This is a genomic window from Streptosporangium sp. NPDC050284, assembly GCF_044459525.1.
Taxonomy (GTDB): Bacteria; Actinomycetota; Actinomycetes; order Streptosporangiales; family Streptosporangiaceae; genus Streptosporangium.
In genome coordinates, this window is record NZ_JBITIZ010000006.1 from 133,012 (window position 1) to 148,988 (window position 15,977).

12 protein-coding genes and 2 pseudogenes are annotated in these 15,977 nt (G+C 72.1%); 5 read left to right on the forward strand and 9 right to left on the reverse strand.

Annotation, left to right across the window (positions count from 1 at the left end; genetic code table 11):
* The first annotated feature begins 23 nt into the window (after positions 1–23).
* The gene (locus ACIBH4_RS16290; RefSeq protein ID WP_362767388.1) at positions 24–2,165 is read left to right on the forward strand and encodes a hypothetical protein; all 2,142 of its coding nucleotides are present in this window, start codon (positions 24–26) and stop codon (positions 2,163–2,165) included.
* Positions 2,166–2,338: 173 nt separating this feature from the next.
* Here ACIBH4_RS16290 and ileS read toward each other — a convergent pair whose 3' ends face one another.
* Positions 2,339–5,497 (reverse strand): isoleucine--tRNA ligase, encoded by a 3,159-nt coding sequence (ileS, locus tag ACIBH4_RS16295; protein WP_362506955.1) that lies wholly within the window; start codon positions 5,495–5,497, stop codon positions 2,339–2,341.
* A 474-nt stretch (positions 5,498–5,971) separates the two neighbouring features.
* On the opposite strand from ileS, the gene ACIBH4_RS16300 reads away from it, so the two are divergent.
* From ACIBH4_RS16300 to ACIBH4_RS16310, 3 genes are read left to right on the forward strand one after another with little or no spacing between them, the layout of a single operon-like run.
* A complete protein-coding gene (locus ACIBH4_RS16300) occupies positions 5,972–6,391 on the forward strand; it encodes a TraR/DksA C4-type zinc finger protein (protein WP_362506952.1) in 420 nt (139 codons plus the stop codon).
* Entirely contained in the window at positions 6,355–6,990 is a 636-nt protein-coding gene (locus ACIBH4_RS16305; RefSeq protein ID WP_362767390.1) for a signal peptidase II, read from the forward strand. Before ACIBH4_RS16300 ends, ACIBH4_RS16305 begins: the two co-directional genes overlap by 37 nt.
* Positions 6,983–7,912, forward strand: coding sequence for an RluA family pseudouridine synthase (locus ACIBH4_RS16310; RefSeq protein WP_362506946.1), 930 nt, complete (start codon positions 6,983–6,985; stop codon positions 7,910–7,912). Before ACIBH4_RS16305 ends, ACIBH4_RS16310 begins: the two co-directional genes overlap by 8 nt.
* Positions 7,913–7,925: 13 nt before the next feature.
* Here ACIBH4_RS16310 and ACIBH4_RS16315 read toward each other — a convergent pair whose 3' ends face one another.
* The 4 genes and pseudogenes from ACIBH4_RS16315 to ACIBH4_RS16330 form a co-directional block, all read right to left on the reverse strand.
* Positions 7,926–9,545, reverse strand: coding sequence for a protein kinase (locus ACIBH4_RS16315; RefSeq protein WP_362767393.1), 1,620 nt, complete (start codon positions 9,543–9,545; stop codon positions 7,926–7,928).
* Between the two features lie 43 nt (positions 9,546–9,588).
* Positions 9,589–9,762, reverse strand: coding sequence for a hypothetical protein (locus tag ACIBH4_RS16320; protein WP_362506940.1), 174 nt, complete (start codon positions 9,760–9,762; stop codon positions 9,589–9,591).
* A 294-nt stretch (positions 9,763–10,056) separates the two neighbouring features.
* On the reverse strand, positions 10,057–11,271 hold the full coding sequence (locus ACIBH4_RS16325) for an MMPL family transporter (RefSeq protein ID WP_362767396.1): 1,215 nt from the start codon (positions 11,269–11,271) through the stop codon (positions 10,057–10,059).
* A 64-nt stretch (positions 11,272–11,335) separates the two neighbouring features.
* A pseudogene (locus ACIBH4_RS16330) lies at positions 11,336–11,593 on the reverse strand (MMPL family transporter); the annotation flags it as partial.
* Here ACIBH4_RS16330 and ACIBH4_RS16335 point away from each other — a divergent pair.
* Positions 11,540–12,049, forward strand: a pseudogene (locus ACIBH4_RS16335) (response regulator); the annotation flags it as partial. The pseudogenes ACIBH4_RS16330 and ACIBH4_RS16335 sit on opposite strands and share 54 nt — an antisense overlap.
* A 47-nt stretch (positions 12,050–12,096) precedes the next feature.
* Here ACIBH4_RS16335 and ACIBH4_RS16340 read toward each other — a convergent pair.
* From ACIBH4_RS16340 to ACIBH4_RS16355, 4 genes are read right to left on the reverse strand one after another with little or no spacing between them, the layout of a single operon-like run.
* The gene (locus ACIBH4_RS16340; protein WP_362506934.1) at positions 12,097–12,408 is read right to left on the reverse strand and encodes an AzlD domain-containing protein; all 312 of its coding nucleotides are present in this window, start codon (positions 12,406–12,408) and stop codon (positions 12,097–12,099) included.
* The gene (locus tag ACIBH4_RS16345) at positions 12,405–13,085 is read right to left on the reverse strand and encodes an AzlC family ABC transporter permease (protein ID WP_362506931.1); all 681 of its coding nucleotides are present in this window, start codon (positions 13,083–13,085) and stop codon (positions 12,405–12,407) included. Before ACIBH4_RS16345 ends, ACIBH4_RS16340 begins: the two co-directional genes overlap by 4 nt.
* A gap of 22 nt (positions 13,086–13,107) precedes the next feature.
* Positions 13,108–13,941 carry an AraC family transcriptional regulator gene (locus ACIBH4_RS16350; protein WP_362506928.1) on the reverse strand — a complete coding sequence of 278 codons (834 nt, stop codon included), beginning with the start codon at positions 13,939–13,941 and terminating at the stop codon, positions 13,108–13,110.
* A complete protein-coding gene (locus ACIBH4_RS16355; RefSeq protein ID WP_362767399.1) occupies positions 13,938–15,959 on the reverse strand; it encodes a protein kinase in 2,022 nt (673 codons plus the stop codon). The genes ACIBH4_RS16350 and ACIBH4_RS16355 overlap by 4 nt, the downstream gene beginning before the upstream one ends.
* Positions 15,960–15,977 lie beyond the last annotated feature (18 nt).

Genomic DNA, 15,977 nt, shown 5'->3' on the forward strand with positions numbered 1-15,977 from the left:
GACCCGCACCCGGGAGTCTCTCTGTGATCCTTATCAGCGCCGGTTTGGTACTCACGGCCATCGTCCTGCTCATCGCGGGGTTCGTGCTGGCCAAGCCATTTCTGGTCATGTGGTCGATCGCGGTCAGCGTGCTGTCCGCAGTCTTCCTGGTGATCGGGGCGTTGCTGCGCCGCCACGAGTTGTTCCCCGGCGGGGACGCCGGGGCATCTCAGCCCCTTCCCCAGAAGGGACCGATGCCGGCCGGGCCACTGCCCGCGCCGCACGGGGTGCCGAACCATCCTTCGGCGCCACAGCAGATGATGGTGCGGCACGGGATGCAGCAGGCGCCCGTGGCCCCGACCCAGCCGCGACGCGGCCCGGTGGCCGGGCCCGCCACCGCTGCGGCGAGGCGGGGCGCCCTGGCCCCCGAGGCGATCGTGCTGGTCATCCCCGGCCGTAAGCGCTATCACGTCGCGGGATGCCGCCAGCTGGTCGGCAGGGATCATGAGGAGCTCACCCACGAGGAGGCGCTGGAGGAGGGCTTCACGCCCTGCACCACGTGCCTGCCCGCCGACTCCACCTCCGGGCCCCAGCCGCGGGAGACCTCGCCCGAGGCGGGGAAGCCCGACGAGCCTCTGACCACCTCTCGGGAGTCCGGCCCCGTCGCCGGTGCTCGCGAGCCAGGTGCTCACGAGGCCACCGCCCGCTTCACCTCCCCGTACCGGCCCGTGCAGCCCACCGCTCCGTCCGGTGGGGTCTCGTCCGGCGGGCAGACCCCCGGCGCGCGGCCCGAACCTCAGCGGCCCGAGGCCCAGCGCTCCGAATCTCAGCGGTCCGGCGAACAGCAGAGGTCCGAGGCTCAGCGGCCCGAATCTCAGCGGCCCGAGACAGCGGCACCGCAGGGCCGTTTCGAGGCTTCGCAGACCAGGGCTGAATCTCCGGTGTCTCCGGCGTTTCCGGTCGCGAGGCGCGACGCCGCGCCCGCCAGGCCGGAAAGCTCCGAAGGCGGTCGCGAGAGCACCGCGTCCCGCCAGGAGACCGGGCGTCCAGAAGCCGAGCCCTCCCAGCAGGACCCCGTCGTCCCGGTCGCCAGGCCCTACGTGCGGTCCTCCGAGCCCCGGCCCCAGTCCCAGCCCCAGAAGCCCGCGAGCCCTCCGGTCCGCCCGGCGGAGCAGCCCACCCGACCGGCGATCCAGTTGCCGAAGATCCCCGAGATCCCGCACGCCGCCTCCGAGGCCACCAGCTGGTTCAGCCGTGATGTGGCCGCGCAGGCGTCAGGGGAGAGCCAGGAGGCCTCCGCCGGGGCCGTGGGCACCTCGGCCAAGCCCGGTTCGGCGAAGCCGGAGCCTGACTCCGCGAAGGCCGGACCCGAGCCCGCCGCCCCCGGCTCCTCCGGTACGTCGGCCACGGACGCCTCCGCGAGCCGGGCCGGGGCATCCGATCCCGATGAGCCGGACACCACCGTGGTCGCGCCCGCGAAGTCCGGGTCCACCGGGCCCGAGCATGCCGAGGTCGAGCCCACCAGGCCCGCTTGGACCAAGCCCGCGAAGGACGAACCGACCAGGAGCGGACCGGCCGAGGCCACGTCCGCCGACTCCGCGAAGGGCGGGTCCGACGGCGGGGAGGCCCACGCAGAGGCCGTCCCCGGCGAGAACGCCTCCTCCGCGGAAGCGGAAGCCACGACCGCCGGGCGGGAGACCTCTCCGGAGCCCTCGGGTTCCTCCGGGCGAGAGGACTCCGCCGCGGTCGGCACCCCCGAGCCGGTGGAGCCGGCCGAGACCGCACCCGGGCGCGCCGGGCGGCAGGTAGCGGCCGACTCCACCTCAACCGAACCCGATCCGGCACCCGAGAATGCCTCGACCGACGTGAGGTCCGAAGCCGGCGCGGGGACCTCCTCCCGCGACGGCCGCGATGACAGCGGCGCCTCCGATGATCGCGACGACGACACCTCTCCCGGTGGTATCCCCGCCATCAAGGACCGGCCGCGCCCCGCGACCGAGGAACGGGAGACGGACGGCGAGACGGTCACGGTCATCGCGGGCACCCGCCGTTTCCACGACTCCGACTGCCCTCTCGTCAAGGGTGCCAGCGTGGGCGGCAGTGGCATCGAGACCACGACCCGAGCCGAGGCCGAGCGGGCCGGTCTGAGCAACTGCCCGATCTGCCGGATCGACCGCCGGACGTGAGCTGACCGGGCAGGCCGGACACCCGACCCTTACCGGCTCCGCCGCCGCACATCCGTACCGCTGTGAACCATGACGGCCGAGGTTTTCCTGGATGACATCCAGGAAAACCCCGGCCGCGTCCGGTCTCGCCGGCCTTCCCAGGCCGGTCCGACCGGTTGAGCCGATCGGACCGGTCAGACCGTCGTCGTCGTGCGGCGGAGCTGGAAGGTCAGGCCCAGCTCCGCGTCGCCGTGGACGGGAAGGTCGTCGGCGCCGCCCTCGGTGAGGGAGACGGCGAGGACCTCGTCGGCCACCGCCTGTCCCTGGGTCCGCAGGGCCTCGGCCAGGTCGGCGTCGCCGGTGGACCACCACACGTCGATCCGGTCGGCGATCGACAGGCCGGTGGACTTGCGGGTGTCCTGGAGCAGGCGGATGACGTCGCGGATCAGGCCCGCGCGGCGCAGCTCGTCGGTGATGGTCAGGTCGAGGGCGACCGTCTCACCGGCCCCGGCCTCCACCGCCCAGCCGGACCTCGGCTGCTCGGTGACGATCACGTCGTCGGCGCCGAGCTCCACGGTGCCCAGCTCTCCCGCCTCCACCGGGACCGGTGAGCCGGTACGGAGCGCGCGGGCGAGCTCGGCGGGGTCGGCGGCGGTGACGGCCGAGGCGACCAGCTTGGTCCGCGAGCCGAACCGCTTGCCCAGCGCCCTGAAGTTGGGCTTGACGGTGAAGGACACCAGGTCCGCGCCGATCCCGGACAGGTCCTCCAGATCCTTCACGTTGAGCTCGTCGGTGATCAGCTCGCGCAGTTCCGGGGGGAGAGCAGCCCAGCCGGGGGCGCCGACCAGGGCGCGGCCGAGCGGCTGGCGGGTCTTGACCCCGCTGGAGGCGCGGGCCGAGCGGCCCAGCTCCACCAGGCGGCGGACCAGCGCCATCCGCTCGGACAGCTCCGGGTCCAGCAGTTCGCCGTTGACCTCGGGCCAGGAGGCGAGGTGGACCGAGGAGGGGGCGTCGGCGTCGCGGAGCACGTCCCACACGTAGTCGGTGGTGAACGGCACCACCGGCGCCATCAGCCGGGTGACCGTCTCCAGGCACTCGTACAGCGTGGCGAACGCCGCGGGGTCACCGCTCCAGAAGCGGCGCCGGGAACGCCGTACGTACCAGTTGGACAGGTCGTCGAGGAACTCGGCGAGGCGCCGCCCGACGCGGGCGGTGTCGAAGACGTCCATCGACGCGGTGACCTCGTCCACGGTCCTGTGCAGCTCGGCGAGGGCCCAGCGGTCGATCAGCGGGCGCTCGTCGTACGCGGGCGCCGCCGACAGCTGGGACGGCGACCAGGATTCCGCGTTCGCGTACAGGGTGAAGAACGACGTGGTGTTCCAGTAGGTGAGCAGGACCTTGCGGACGATCTCCTCCAGGGCGCCGTGTCCCACCCTGCGGGCCGCCCACGGCGAGCCGGAGCAGGCCATGTACCAGCGCAGCGCGTCGGCGCCGTGCTGGTCCATCAGCGGCATCGGCTGCAGGACGTTGCCCAGGTGCTTGCTCATCTTGCGGCCGTCCTCGGCGAGGATCAGGCCGAGGCAGAGCACGTTCTCGTACGAGGACCTGCCGAAGACGAGCGTGCCCACCGCCATCAGCGAGTAGAACCAGCCGCGGGTCTGGTCGGTGGCCTCGCAGATGAACTGCGCGGGGTATGCCTTGGCGAGCATCTCCTCGTTCTGGTACGGGGCGCCCCACTGGGCGAACGGCATCGAGCCCGAGTCGTACCAGGCGTCGATCACGTCGGGCACCCGGCGCGCCTCGTTGCCGCAGGTGGGGCAGGGCAGGGTGACGTCGTCCACGTAGGGGCGGTGCGGGTCGAGCGCGGAGACGTCCTGACCGGACAGGCGGCCAAGCTCGTCCAGTGAGCCGACGCAGGTGACGTGCGAGTCGTCGGCCGTGCAGACCCACAGGGGCAGCGGGGTGCCCCAGTAGCGTGAGCGTGACAGCGACCAGTCGACGTTGTTGCGCAGCCACTCGCCGAACCGGCCCCACTTGATCGTCTCGGGGTACCAGCTGGTCTTCTCGTTCTCGGCGAGGAGCTGGTCCTTGATCGAGGTGGTGCGGATGTACCAGGCGGGGAGGGCGTAGTAGAGCAGCGCGGTGTGGCAGCGCCAGCAGTGCGGGTAGCTGTGCTCGAAGTGGCTGCCCCGGTAGAGCAGGCCGCGCGTCCGCAGGTCGGCCGTGAGCCCTTCGTCGGCGTCCTTGAAGAACGTGCCGCCGACCTGGGGAACGCCGTCGAGGAAGCGGCCGTCGGGGCCGATCGGGTTGACCACGGGCAGCCCGTAGCGCTTGCAGGTCGCCATGTCGTCGGCGCCGAAGGCGGGCGCCTGGTGGACCAGGCCGGTGCCGTTGTCGGTGGTGACGTAGTAGCCGAGCACCACGTAGTGCGCGCCGGGGATGTCGACCAGCTCGAAGGGGCGCGTGTAGGTGGTGTGCTCCAGGTCGGCGCCCTGGAAGGAGGCGAGGACCTCGGCGTCCTCGCCCAGCGCGGAGGCGAGCAGCGGCTCGGCCACGACGAGGACCTCGTCGGATCCGGCGGGGCGGGCCGCGACGTAGGTCACGTCCGGGTGCACGGCCACGGCGGTGTTGGAGACCAGGGTCCACGGCGTGGTGGTCCAGATCAGCAGCGAGGCGCCAAGGTCGGCGAGCGGCCCCGAGGTCGCGGGCATGCGGACGTAGACCGACGGGCTGTTGACGGTCTCGTAGCCGCCCGGCTGGCCCAGCTCGTGGTCGGACAGGCCGGTGCCGCAGCGGGGGCAGTACGGGGTGATGCGGAAGTCGCGGGTGAGGAGGTCCTTGTCGAAGATGACCTTGAGTGACCACCAGACGGACTCCACGTAGGCGGGGTCCATCGTGCGGTACGCCTGGGACAGGTCGATCCAGTAGCCCATCCGCTCGGTCATTTCCTCGAAGGCGTCCACGTGCTTCAGCACGGACTCGCGGCACCTGTCGTTGAACTCGGCGATGCCGTACGCCTCGATCTCCTTCTTGCCGGAGAGGCCGAGGGACTTCTCGACGGCGACCTCGACGGGCAGCCCGTGGCAGTCCCAGCCCGCCTTGCGGGGGACGTTGTAGCCACGCATCGACTTGTAGCGGGGGAAGACGTCCTTGAAGACACGCGCCTCGACGTGGTGGACGCCGGGCATGCCGTTGGCGGTGGGCGGACCCTCGTAGAAGACCCAGTTGGGACCGCCGGCGTTCTGCTCGACCGAGCGCTCGAAGATCTTGCCGTCCCGCCAGCGGTCGAGCACCTCGTGCTCAAGCGCGGGAAGATCGACCTGCGCGGGAAGAGAACGGAAATAGGCGGACATGATGGGCTGGACCTCCACGCTGGAACCGACTGCGGCGTGGAGGGACGAGGCTGTCGGGCCCCGCGGTACCACCCTCCTTGACCTCGCGTGCGAGGCCCTCTTCCTTCGGTCTGCTGCCGGGTCTACTGGGCCGCCGCGGATCTTCTCCGGGACGTCGCGGCCGTTCTTCCGGCGGCTCCGGGGTGATCGTGCCTTCGCGCCTCGCCCCGGGCTCGCACCGTCCCCGGGTCGCTCGTGCGAGGGGATGCGGAGGTTGCTGTCCCCATCAACGCCTTGCAGGCTCACACGATAACGCACCCGCTCCCCGGAAGCTTCCCCGTTATTGAGGCGGGCTGAGCGGAATCAGGGGGAAGCGACCGGATGTTACGGGAGTGGTAAACAATGCGGCGGGTCGTTTGCCGTTCTGTTATAGAAGACCTAAGCTGCCCGCACCGCTTACCACATTGGAGACGGTCATCGAGCAAGGAGGCCGCCATGGCCGCGACCGTGCGCGCAGACAACAGCGCGGTGGCGCCGTCCCCGGACGGCGCCGTCGTCACCTGGTCGGCCCAGGAGCTCAAGGAGGTCCGTGGGCAACTGGCCACGGAGATCCGAGAGCTCACCGAGGAGATCGCCAAGGCAGAGACGGAGATCGCGTCGAGCGACGTCACCGACGGCGCGGGAGACGATCAGGCCGACGCCGGAGCCCGGACGTATGAACGCGAGCGCGAAATCGCCCTTACCCTGAACTCGCGCGACCTGGTCGCGCAGAACGAGCGAGCGATCGCCCGGATCGACGCGGGGACCTACGGAGTGTGCGAATCGTGCCATCAGCCGATCGGAAAGGAGCGCCTTCAGGCGTTTCCGAGGGCGACGCTGTGCGTGGCCTGCAAGCAGCGGGAGGAGCGCCGCTGACCGGTGACACCGAGGACGGGGCGGTTTCCGCCGCCCCGCTCCCGAGGCGGCGGATCGCCGTACTCGCGATGATCGTCCCCGTCATCTACGCCCTCGACCTGACCACGAAGACCCTCGTGCTCAGGACCCTGGAGGGCAGGGAACCGCTCGTGGTCATCCCGGATCTCCTCCAGTTCCGGGTGATCTTCAACTCGGGGGCCGCCTTCAGTCTCGGCACCGGGATGACGATCATCTTCACCTGTGTCGCGACCGCCGTCGTGGTGGCGATCCTGCGCACCGCGCGCAACCTGCGCAGCCTGCCCTGGGCGATCACGCTGAGCCTGCTGCTCGGCGGGGCGCTCGGCAACCTCACCGACCGGATCTTCCGCTGGCCCTCGGGCTTCGGGCCCGGAAGGCCCTCGCCCTTCCAGGGGCACGTGGTCGACTTCATCGAGACCTTCCCCGGCTACTTCCCGGTCTGGAACGTCGCCGACTCGGCGGTCGTCTGCGGAGGCATCCTGGCGGTCGTTCTCGCCTGGCGGGGCTACCAGCTCGACGGCACGCGCGACACGGGAGCCGAGAAGACCACGAAGGAAACGAAGGAGAACAGCGATGGCTGACCGGCGAAGCCTCCCCGTCCCCGACGGGCTGGAGGGCGAGCGCCTCGACGCCGCCCTGTCACGCCTGTTCGGCCTCTCCCGCACCCGCGCGGCCGAGCTGATCGTCGCCGGTGACGTGCTGGTGGACGGCGCGGCCGCGATCAAGTCCGACCGGGTCCACGGCGGCGCGTGGCTGGAGGTCACCCTCCCGCCGCCGCCCACCACGCCGATGCCGGTGGCCGAGCCCGTGCCCGGAATGCACATCGTGTACGAGGACGACGACATCGTCGTCGTCAACAAGCCCATCGGTGTGGCCGCCCACCCGACCACCGGGTGGACCGGTCCCACCGTGATCGGCGGTCTGCTGGGCACCGGCCACCGGGTGGCCACCAGCGGCGCGGCCGAACGCCAGGGCATCGTGCACCGGCTGGACGCCAACACCACCGGCGCGATGGTCGTCGCCAAGAGCGAGCACGCCTACTCCCACCTGAAGAGGGCTTTCAAGGAGCGTACGGTCGACAAGCGCTACCACGCGCTGGTCCAGGGCCACCCCGACCCGCACCGCGGCACGGTGGACGCGCCGATCGACCGCCATCCCGTCGGGGACGGTCGCTGGGCGGTGGTGGCCGGAGGCAAGGACTCGATCACCCACTACGACACGATCGAGGCGTTCCGCGCGGCGTCGCTGCTGGACATCAAGCTGGAGACGGGCCGGACCCACCAGATCCGGGTCCACATGTCGGCGCTGCGCCACCCGTGCGTCGGCGACATGCTGTACGGGGCCGACCCCACCCTGGCCGCGCGCCTGGGGGTGAGCAGGCAGTGGCTGCACGCGGTCTCTCTCGCCTTCGAGCACCCTTCCACCGGCGAGTGGGTCTCCTTCAGCACCACCTACCCCGACGATCTGGCCCAGGCTCTCGCGATCGTCGCCGCCGAGTCCTAGCGCCGCACGCCGATCAGCCGTTCCTGATCTCGCCTCCGGTGTCCGTGTCCTGGTGCGGTTCGTTGATCACCCCGGCGTTCGTGACCTCGCCCTCGGGGGCCGTCCCGGCGTTGGGGGCGACCTGGTCGGGTGAGTCGCCCTGCTGCCCCTCGCCCGGCGCGGTGTCCTGCCCCGAGCCCTCGTCGGTCCCCTCACCCTGGTCCTGCTCCTCGTTCTGCCCCTGGTCGGCGGGGTCCTCCTCGGGTGTGTCGGGCTTATCGGGTTTGTCGGGTTTGTTTTGGGGCTCCTGTGACGGCTTGGGCGACGGCTTCTTCGAAGGTTCGCCCGACGGCCTGTCCCGTGGCGCGGGGTCGTCGTTCCTCGCCCTTTCCGGGGCGGGGCGGCCCGAGGTCCCGCCACCGTTGTCTCGCGTGGGCACCTTCGCCTGCTCGGGCTTGTTCGAGGGCTTCTTCTCGTCGGGCCCCACGCTCGCCGACGTCGGCTGATCCCGGGGGACCGGGGGCGAGGAGTTGACGGCGACCCACGCCGCACCTCCCGCGGTCGCGGCGATGGCGAGCGTCGCCGCGACCAGGGCGGCCATCGCCGGGCGTCGCCTCCTCCGGGGGGCGGAGGCCGGATCCTGCTCCGGGCCGGATCCGGGGGGCACGGGAGGCAGGGGCGGAGTGGCCTCGGCCGGCGCGGTGGGAGCGCCGTCCGGACCCGGGACCGCGGCCACCACGGGAACCGCCATGGAAGATCCGGTCGACGGTCCGGTGGCGACCCCGGCCGGCGCTGCGGCGGGCAGTTCGATGGGCATGGTCGGTTCCGGTGCGGTGCCGTTCACCAGGGAGGTGAGGTGGACCTGCACATCGCGGGCCGACATGCGTCGCGCGGGATCCTTGTGGAGCAGGCCGAAGATCACCGGGGCGAGCGGCCCGGCGAACCGCATCGGCGACGGCTCCTGGTGCATGACAGCGCTGAGCGTCGCGAGCGGGTGGGCCCGCTCGAAGGGAGAGCGTCCCTCGACCGCCACGTAAAGTGTCACGCCGAGCGACCACAGGTCGGAGGCGAACTCGGCAGGCCCGCCGCTCGCCCGCTCCGGCGCGATGAAGGCCGGGGTGCCGATGAGCGAGCCGGTCCTGGTGATCGAGGAGTCGCCCTCCAGGACGGCGATGCCGAAGTCGGTGAGCACCGCCCGTCCGTCCCTGGCGAGCAGCACGTTGTCCGGCTTCACGTCGCGGTGCAGGACGCCGGCGTGGTGGGCGGCGAGCAGCGCGCCCAGCACCTCCAGCCCGATCCGCGCCACCCGCACCGGCGGCAGCGGCCCGTCCTCCCTGACCACCGCTCCGAGCGTGCGGGAGTCGATGAGCTGCATGATGATCCAGGGACGCCCGTTCTCCTCGATCACGTCGTAGACCGTCGCCACCCCCGGGTGGCCGCCGATTCGCCCGGCGGTACGGGCCTCCCTGAGGGTCCGGACGGTGAAGACCTCACGCTCGGGACCGGTGAGGTCGGGGGAGGGGACGACCTCCTTGACCGCCACCTCGCGGCCCAGGACCTCGTCCCGCGCTCGCCAGACCGTTCCCATGCCTCCTCGGCCGATGCGTTCGAGCAGACGGTAGCGGGCTCCGATGATCCCCTGAGAATCGGTCATGGGGTGGCGAGTACCCAGGATTTACGTCGGCATTCAGGAAAGTTTACGCAGACCAGAGCATGTGTCCCTCTTCGCACATGAACGTGTCCACGAATCCGGTGCCGTCGAAGGAGAAGTTCATCACGGCGACGACCACGCGATGGCCGCCGACGGTGGCGGTGCCGTGCGGAACGGCGTCGTCCAGACCGGTGCGGCGGGAGAGATCGTCACAGGGCACGCTCCCGGGGGGCCAGTGGTAGAACCGCCGTGCCATCGCGTCGGCGGGGCCGCGCCACTCGGTTCGCCCTGGCCGACGCCGCCCTCGATCCCGCCAGGGAGGATCCGTTCGACCTGTCGGTGGTGACCGCCGCCGCCTCGGGAGGAAACGCCTTCGGGCAGCGGGAGATCCAGGCGCTGTGGCGGAAAGGGCCACGAGCGGTGAGCGCCTACCAGTCCATCGGCTGGTCCTACCAGGAAAACGTGAACGGCCACCGTCTTCGCAGACGATGGCCGTTGCGTTGTCCGGCCGCTCCTAGACGGGTTCCGGGATCCGAGCGGGCTCGGGGTTCTCCCACTTCAGCGGCGAGGGCTCCACCCGCAGGATCCGGGCGGCCCGGACGGGTAGCCACCAGTTCCACCGGCCCATCATCGCGACCACGGCCGGGACCAGGACGCCGCGGATGAGGGTGGCGTCCAGGAAGACGCCCAGGGCGAGGCCGCTCGCGAACACCTTCACGTCCAGCTCGGGGGTCATGGCGAGCGCCGCGAAGGAGACGAAGAGGATCAGCGCCGCCGAGGTGACCAGCCGACCGGTGCGGCCCACCCCCTCGATCACCGCCTGCTCCGTGCTGCCGGACCTGTCGTACTCCTCGCGCATCCTGGCCAGGATGAACACCTCGTAGTCCATGCTCAGGCCGTACAGGAAGGCGAAGATGACGAGCGGCACGAACTCGCCGATCGAGCCGGTCGGCTGGATGTCCAGCAGCTCCCTGGTCCCCCAGCCGAACTGCCACAGCACCACCATCGCGCCGATCACCGCGCCCAGCGAGAGCAGGTTGAGGGCGATCGCCTTCAGCGGCAGCAGCAGCGAGCGGAACGCCCGCGCCAGCATGACGAAGGTGACCAGCGCGATCAGGCCGAGCATCCAGGGGAACGCCCCGTAGGCGTGCTCCTGGAAGTCCATGCTCTGCGCCGCGTTGCCGCCGACGCGCGCGGTGACCGGCACCGCCTCGCGTACCCGGGTGATGGTCGCCTCGCCGGCCTTGGTGCCGTTCTCCGAGATCGGGAGCACGGTGATGACGGCGGTGCCCTCGCGGCGCCGGGACGGGTCGTCGGGGGCGAGCACCGTGGACACGCCCTTCACGTTCCCGATCCGTTCGGCGGCCCGGGTGGGGTCGCCGCTCACCAGGACGTCGAACGGGGTGATCGAGCCCGCGGGTACGCCCGCCTGGCGCAGCGCGGACAGTCCCTCGGCGCCGGGGCCGGTGGTCAGCAGGTTCCCGCTCGCCGGCAGGCCGAGGTTGACGCTCAGCGCGGTCACCGTCAGCGCCGTCAGCAGCCCGCCGGTGAGCAGGGCGGCGAGCAGGCGCATCCGCACCACGCCGCGGGCCCACGCCGACCAGGCCCGTCCGGCCCGCGCCTCGCGCTGGAAGGGAGCCCCGTCCCGGCCCGCGCGGGCGCGCCTGCGGTCGAGCCGCTGCCCGGTGAGGGCGAGCAGCACCGGCAGCACGATGAGTGTCGTGGCCACGCTCGTCGCCGCGGTGCCCGTTCGCCCGCTCCTCCCGCCAGCGGGCCACCAGCAGCAGCGAGTAGTCGATCGCGATGCCCAGGCCGAGCAGGGGCATCGTGGTGAGGGCCACGTCGTGCACGGTCGTCACCAGCGTGAGCAGCAGGATCACGACGAACGACAGGAAGATGGACAGGGCCGAGATGAGGGGCGGTACGAAGGCCAGTGCCGAGCGGAACACCAGCAGCAGGACCACCACCGCGGCGAGCACACCGACACCGATCTTGGCCTGATCGTCCTGGACATGATGCTGCCCGACGTGCTCGGCACCGAGGTCTGCCACCGGATCAGGTCGAAGGGCTCGGAGGTGCCCGTGGTCTTCCTCACCGCCCTCGACGCCACGGAGGACAAGATCGGCGGGCTCACCGTGGGAGGTGACGACTACGTCACCAAACCGTTCAGCCTGGAGGAGCTGATCGCGAGGATCCGCGCCGTGCTGCGCAGGACCAAGCGGGCCGGCGCCGAGGAGCAGGGCACCCTGGTCTTCGAGCGTTTCCACCGGGCCGGTCATCCCCGCGACGGCGCCCGCCAGGGAGGCGCGGGTCTCGGGCTCTCCATCGTCGCCGCCGCCGCCGCCGTCGCCGTCGCGCACGGCGGCGACGCCACGGTGACCTCCCGCCCCGGCGCCGGCGCCACCTTCCGCGTACGGTTCCCGCGCGGCACGGGCGACGTCGGCCAGGCCCGGGACGCGGCGCGAGGTGACGAGGCCGCTCCGGTTCGGAGCGCGGCACGGCACTGACACCCCCGGCTCCGCACGCGGTGATCCCGGCTCGGGAGGTGGCGCTCTCAGCTCAGGACGTGGCGCAGCGCGGCGGTGACGAGGGCGGCCGCGGCGAGGACCACCAGGAACGGGGCGCGCAGCAGCAGCGCCACGACGGCGGCGCACATCCCCGCGGTGCGCGGCCAGTCGAGGTGCAGCGCCTGCCCCTCGCCGAAGGTCTGCACCGCGATCAACGCCGCCAGCAGGGCCACCGGGACGAGCGTCGCGAAACGCTGTACCCCCGGGTGGTCGAGGACGCGGCGCGGTGCCGACAGCCCGGCGAGTTTGAGCGCGTAACAGGCGACGCAGGTGATGACGACGGCCCACCAGATGGTCACTTGGGTCTCCTCAGGATCACCGCGAGCACGGCCACGGACGCGAGCAGCACGGGCACGCCCGGCGGGGTGAAAGGGGTCGCGGCCAGCGCGACCGCCGCGCCGCCGCACGCGATCAGGCGCAGCGCGCGGGCCTCGGCGTCGCTCCCGGTGAGCCGGGGCCACAGGATGGCGAGGAAGGCCGCGGGACCGACGACGTCCAGGCCGAACGCCGAGGGGTCGGCCACCCACGAGGTGCCCAGCGCGCCGAGGAGGGTGGTGGCGTTCCAGGTCAGGTAGAGGCTGACGAAGGTGACGAAGAACGCGGTCCTGGCCGACTCCTCGTCCGGCTGGGCGAGGGCGACCGCCGTCGTCTCGTCGATCACTCCCTGGGCCGTCAGCGGCCTGCGCCATCCCCGGACGCGGAGCACCCCGGCCATGCGCAGGCCGTACAGGCTGTTGCGGGCGCCGAGCAGCATCGCACCGGCCGTGCCCGCGACCAGGTTGCCGCCGCCCGCGACGACGCCGACCAGGGCGAACTGCGAGGCGCCGGTGAAGGCGAACAGGCTCAGCACGCACGCCTGCGCGACGCTGAGCCCCGCGGTGACCGCCGCGGCGCCGAAGGCCACCCCTGACAGTCCGACGGCGATCCCCACGCCCAGTCCGTCCCTGATCGCGGAGGAACGAGTGGTTGTTTCCATGGGAGGCGAGCCTAGGTTCGGGTCACGTTCCGGTCTTGTACGTTCCTGCGCGCTGGTACGCGGCCGGTGGCACGCCCACCGTCCGCTTGAAATGCCTGCTCAGGTGGGCCTGGTCGGTGAATCCCACGTCCCCGGCGACCTGGGCGGGAGGCGTGCCCGCCTGGAGCAGCCGCCGGGCCCGGATGATCCTCAGCGTGTTCAGATAGGCGTGCGGAGGCAGCCCTGTCGCGGCCTTGAAGGCCCGGATCAGGGCGAAGGGTCCGGTGCCCACCGCCCGCGCCAGGTCCTCGATCGTGGGCGGGTCGACGAGCCGCTCGTGCAGGATCTCCCTCGCCCGGCGCACCGCCGGGTCGTCGTTCCAGCGCGGCGTCTCCGGGGGACGACGGGAGGCGTGGTGGCTGAGCAGGGCGGCGAAGGCCGTGCGGGCCAGCGTCGAGGAGGCGAGGTCGTCACCACCCTCCGCGGCGTCGTGCGCGGCCCGCAGCAGCGCGACGGTGGGCCGGTGGTAGGTGACGGTCTCGGGAAAGCAGGGGGTGCCGTGCCCGGCCATCAGCTCGGCGGCGATGCCGGAGACGAACTCGACCGAGGGATACATCACCCGGTAGGACCACCCATCGGGGACGCCCGCGTGGCCGTCGTGCACCTCATCGGGGTTGAGCGTGCTCAGGCTGCCCGGCCCCACGCGGTGGACGGTGCCCCGGTAGGCGAACTCCTCCACCCCGGACAGCATCATCGAGATCACGTAACCGTCGTGCACGTGCGGTGGGAAGCGGTGGGTCACGTATCTGGCCTTGAGGAGGTCCACCCCGGGCAGGGCCGGGGTGCGCCAGAAGCGCGCGCTCTCCGGGCCGCTCATGGCCGGAAGGTGTTGGTGAACGCGGCGAAGAGCGATCCGGACCGCCTGGCGTCCGGGCTCTCCCAGTAGATCGCGTACGGCTTGCCGTCGCGGGTACGGAAGCCCCGGTCCAGGACGCGGGTGCGAACCCCGTTCTTGAGGTAGGTGAACTCCCAGTCGGCGGCCGGCACCCCCTGGTACGTCAGCGCGGTGATGCTGACCCGCCGGTAGCCCGGCCAGACGTTCTCGGCGACCCCGGCCCGCTCCACCTTCTCCCAGTGCCTCTCCGGGTCCTTCTCCGGGTCCTCGGTCGACTCGATCCACAGGAAGCTGTCGCTCGCTCCGGGGGCACGGAACTCCACCCGGTCACGGCCGGAGAACCGCTTGACCTGCCAGTTTCCAGGCACCGCGATGGAGAAGCCCATCGGGTCGCGGTGTAGCCGCCAGCCCGAGGGGATGATCCTGGACGGACGCGGCGTCGCCGTCGGAGTCGCATCCCGGGTGGGGGTCGCCTCGGGCGACGTGGCGGGGGTGGGGTCGGTGATCAGGGCCGTGACGCCGGCCCGGCCGCCCGTGTCGACCGGGGTACCGGGATTCCTCAGGACCAGCCACGCGCCGACCCCGACCGTCACCGCGAGCGCGGGCACCCCGGCCAGGAGGGCCAGGCGTCGCGCCCCGGTCAGCCGCGCGGGCGCGGCCCCCGTGTCGGTGGGCTGCTCCCGCCTCGTCCAGGGCTCCGAGCCGTACGCCCGCTGCTCGGGGCGCGCGTGCCGAGGCTGCTCGTGGTACGCGTACACCTGCTGCTCGGGGTGTGTGTACGAGGACTGGCCGGGGTGTGTGTACGGATCGGGATGTGTGTACGGGGGCAGGCCGGGGTGTGTGTACGGATCGGGGGGCGCGGACGAGGAGTGGCCGGGATGTGTGTAGGGCTGCTGCGCGTACGGCGGCTGCTCCGGCCGGGGGTGAGCCACCGAGGGGCGGGCCTGTTCGGGCTGAGGGCCCCCCGCCGTGTAAGGGGAGTGCTCGGAGTGGGGGCGGGCCGTCGAGGGGAAGTGCTCGGGGGGCGTATGCGCGGCCGGGTGGCGAGGCTGCCCTGGACCGCCCGGGGAATCCCCGTACACCGGCCGCCACGCGTCCTGAAGCGGTGAGGGGTCGGTGCGCGGCGGGTCGGTCTGGAAGCCAGAGCCGTACGCCCGCTGCCCCGAGTGCGGCCCTGGGGAGGCCGGGGAGCCGGGGGAGGCTGCGCGGCCGAGCAGGACCTCGGCCTGTTCGGGGACCATCCGGGCGGCGGGATCCCTCGCCAGGAGGCCGAGGATCGCCGTCGACAGGGGGCCGGAACGGCTCATGGGGCTCGGCTCGCCGTGAAGGACCGCCATCATGGTGGCGGCGGCCGTGGCCCGCTCGAACGGTGGGCGGCCCTCCAGGGCGGCGTACAGCGTCGCCCCCAGCGACCACAGGTCCGACTCGGGGGTGGCGGGCATCCCGTGCAGCCGCTCGGGAGGCAGGAAGGCGGGGGTGCCGACCATCGCGCCCGTACGGGTGATGCCGGTCTCCTGCGTCATGGAGGCGATGCCGAAATCGGTCAGCACGACCCGGCCGTCGTCGGCGAGCAGCACGTTCTCCGGCTTGACGTCGCGGTGCAGCACCCCCGCGGCGTGCGCGGCCCGCAGCGCGCCCAGCACGTGCAGTCCGACCGAGGCGACCCGCTCCGGCGGGAGCGGCCCGCCCGAGCGGACGATCTCACCCAGCGACCGGGACCGGACCAGCTGCATGACGATCCAGGGACGCCCGTCCTCCTCGACCACGTCGTGCACGATGATCACGGAGGGGTGGTCGAGGCGCCCCGCGGTCCTCGCCTCGCGGATGGTCCGCCGGTTCAGGTCGGTGCGCGCGGCCTCGTCGACCCCCCGGTAGCGGACCTCCTTGACGGCCACCACCCGGTCGAGGAGCTCGTCGTGGGCACGCCAGACGATGCCCATGCCGCCCTCGCCGATGTGTTCGAGCAGCCTGTAGCGGCCCGCCACCCTGCTTTCCGCCATCCCCCGCCCTCCCAGAAT

Bases quoted from the DNA above. Each gene is read 5' to 3' on its own strand.
- ileS (WP_362506955.1), bottom strand. From the start codon at position 5,497: ATGTCCGCCTATTTCCGTTCTCTTCCCGCGCAGGTCGATCTTCCCGCG.
- ACIBH4_RS16300 (WP_362506952.1), top strand. From the start codon at position 5,972: ATGGCCGCGACCGTGCGCGCAGACAACAGCGCGGTGGCGCCGTCCCCG.
- ACIBH4_RS16310 (WP_362506946.1), top strand. From the start codon at position 6,983: ATGGCTGACCGGCGAAGCCTCCCCGTCCCCGACGGGCTGGAGGGCGAG.
- ACIBH4_RS16315 (WP_362767393.1), bottom strand. From the start codon at position 9,545: ATGACCGATTCTCAGGGGATCATCGGAGCCCGCTACCGTCTGCTCGAA.
- ACIBH4_RS16345 (WP_362506931.1), bottom strand. From the start codon at position 13,085: ATGGAAACAACCACTCGTTCCTCCGCGATCAGGGACGGACTGGGCGTG.
- ACIBH4_RS16350 (WP_362506928.1), bottom strand. From the start codon at position 13,941: ATGAGCGGCCCGGAGAGCGCGCGCTTCTGGCGCACCCCGGCCCTGCCC.
- ACIBH4_RS16355 (WP_362767399.1), bottom strand. From the start codon at position 15,959: ATGGCGGAAAGCAGGGTGGCGGGCCGCTACAGGCTGCTCGAACACATC.